This window comes from Yeosuana sp. (assembly GCF_057126245.1).
In genome coordinates this window covers 1-2,666 of sequence record NZ_DBNGMQ010000017.1, presented here as the reverse complement: position 1 = coordinate 2,666, position 2,666 = coordinate 1, and the positions used below count along the sequence as shown (strand labels likewise).

The following is a 2,666-nucleotide window of genomic DNA, read 5'->3' as shown; positions in this document are numbered from 1 at the left end:
TTTGGGCACATCATTCTCAAGAAATGACACGCATTATGGAGTCTGGCGATCTTGAGGAAGCGCTTAATGCTGCTAATGCTATTGGTGATGACCGATTGCAAAAGCAATCTAGTGGCAGGGTCGTTCCTGACTCCTTCACGCATGGAACTTCTGCACAACGTATGAGATGGTTTAAAAAAGGATTTGATACAGGTGATTTATCTCAAGGAGATACGTTTAGCGCTACTTCGTTATAAACATATTATTCATTAGAAAACATAAAAAAACCCGCAAACTTAAAAGTAGCGGGTTTTTTAATTATTTAATTTGTTTACCATCTTTATCAAAAAAGTGGTATTCTAAATATGTGTAAGCATCTCTTGGTAAAACTTTAACCCATTTTTTGTGTTCAAAAAACCATTTTGAACGTATAGATGGAAAACCTTTTGTTAAAAAGGCTGCTATAAAAGGATGTGTGTTTAAAGTCAGCTTTTTATAGTCTTTTTTTAATAATTGCTCCAGATCATGAGTAATTTTTGTCACCAAACCAATGGGTGCTTCAACTTCCTCACCATTAATAATGGCATCTGGATTTTCTTCACGAGTTTTTATGTTCATTTCTGGACGTACTCGTTGTCTCGTTATTTGTATCAATCCAAATTTACTAGGCGGCAATATTTTATGTTTTGCTCTGTCGTCACTCATTTCATCTTTAAAATGGTTAAAGAGCTTTTGCCTGTTTTCAGAATTAGTCATATCTATAAAATCTACCACAATGATGCCTCCCATATCGCGCAAGCGCAACTGACGAGCAATTTCTGTAGCAGCTATTATATTTACTTCTAATGCTGTATCCTCTTGATTATTGGCTTTATTGGACCTGTTTCCACTATTAACATCAATTACATGAAGGGCTTCAGTGTGCTCTATAATTAAATAGGCACCTTTTGCCATAGAAACGGTTTTACCAAAGGAGGTTTTAATTTGTCTTTCTATTCCAAATTTTTCAAAAATTGGAACATTAGACTGATACAATTTCACGATTGATTCTTTATTGGGTGCAATCTCTTGCACATAATCTTTAATTTGATAATAAAGCACTTCATCATCAACATGAATACTTGTAAAAGTGTCATTAAATATATCTCGTAACATAGACGAGGCTTTATTCATTTCTCCTAATACTTTACTTGGATGATGGGCTCTATTTAGCTTTTTACACATTGCTGTCCAACGACTAAGCAATAGTTGTAAGTCTTTATCTAGTTCGGCTACTTTTTTGCCTTCTGCTACCGTACGCACAATAATTCCAAAACCTTGTGGTGTAATACTTTTCACCAATCGTTTTAATCGATCTTTTTCTTCTTTGCTTTCTATTTTTTGAGAAATAGAAATTCTATCAGAAAAAGGCACTAAAACGATATATCTACCAGCAATGGAAAGTTCAGAACTTATTCTGGGTCCTTTTGTTGATATGGGTTCTTTTACTATTTGTACTAATAGCGATTGATTTGATTTTAAGACATCGGCAATACTTCCGTTTTTGTCAATATCTTTTTCAAATGGGAAATTTTTTAAAGAATAATCTTTTAGTTTACCTGTACTTACACGTTTTGTGAATTTTAAAAGTGAAGGAAGTTTAGGTCCTAAATCATGATAATGCAAAAATGCATCTTTTTCATAACCTACATTAACAAATGCAGCATTTAGACCAGGAACAGCTTTTCTTATTTTGGCGATAAACACGTCACCAACAGCAAAGTCATTACTTTCTTCATCTTTCTGTAATTCAATAAGTTTTCCATCTTTTAATAAGGCAAAATCAACATCTTCTGAACTAGATCGAATGATCAATTCTTTATTCATTAAGTTAATTTTTATCCATACTTTCTAGTTAAGCGTTAGAAAGTTAAACGTTAAAAAATTAAAAGCAACAATGTTTTGTACTATTAATTAATAACCAATAACTAGCAACCAATAACCAAATTATACAGATGGATTATACATTATTTTTCACAGGATTTTTAATATCCGTGGAGTTCAAAAAACACTAGCAGTGTCTAAAATTTTAATGAACTCATTTTCAAAGAACGTTTTTGTTTTAAAGACCAAAAAAAAGTAGCTTACATAACTACTTTTTTTGATTTATTTTTTCTTTTTGTGACGATTAGCGCGTCTACGTTTTTTACGCTTATGCGTAGCAACCTTATGTCTCTTACGTTTTTTACCACTTGGCATAAATTATGTTTTTTAAATTAATAATTAATTATGATGTTTTTACTTAACGTCTACATTTGTTTTTACGCCTTCAACAAAAACTTTCGCAGGTTTAAAAGAAGGAATGTTGTGTGCAGGAATTTTGATAGTTGTATTTTTTGAAATATTTCTACCAGTTTTTTCTGCTCTTGTCTTAATAATGAAGCTACCAAAACCTCTTAAGTAAACATTATCTCCACTCTCTAAAGAAGTTTTTACTTCGTCCATAAAAGATTCTACAGTTGCTTGAACATCACCTTTTTCAATTCCTAATTTTTCAGAAATTTTTGCTACTAAATCAGCCTTAGTCATTTTAATATTTTTATTTTAGTTACTATATAAATTTAAAAGGGATGCAAATATAGGAATTTAAAATTCAATATTTCAAACCTAATTCATTAAAATTTAAGATTATAAACGTTTATTTTTGC

Annotated in this window: 3 protein-coding genes; 1 reads left to right on the top strand and 2 read right to left on the bottom strand. The window is 31.1% G+C overall.

The genetic code is table 11. The annotated features are described in order from the left end of the window. A partial coding sequence (locus AC15TD_RS01590) for a neutral zinc metallopeptidase (protein ID WP_484450385.1) occupies positions 1-236 on the top strand: 236 nt, incomplete at its 5' end. Between the two features lie 61 nt (positions 237-297). Here AC15TD_RS01590 and AC15TD_RS01585 read toward each other — a convergent pair. Further along, a complete protein-coding gene (locus AC15TD_RS01585) occupies positions 298-1,845 on the bottom strand; it encodes an Rne/Rng family ribonuclease (protein WP_484450384.1) in 1,548 nt (515 codons plus the stop codon). A 411-nt stretch (positions 1,846-2,256) separates the two neighbouring features. Further along, entirely contained in the window at positions 2,257-2,547 is a 291-nt protein-coding gene (locus AC15TD_RS01580; protein ID WP_331632005.1) for an HU family DNA-binding protein, read from the bottom strand. Positions 2,548-2,666: the final 119 nt, after the last annotated feature.

Excerpts from the sequence above, each read along its gene's own strand:
- AC15TD_RS01585 (WP_484450384.1), bottom strand. The coding sequence starts at position 1,845 with ATGAATAAAGAATTGATCATTCGATCTAGTTCAGAAGATGTTGATTTT.
- AC15TD_RS01580 (WP_331632005.1), bottom strand. The coding sequence starts at position 2,547 with ATGACTAAGGCTGATTTAGTAGCAAAAATTTCTGAAAAATTAGGAATT.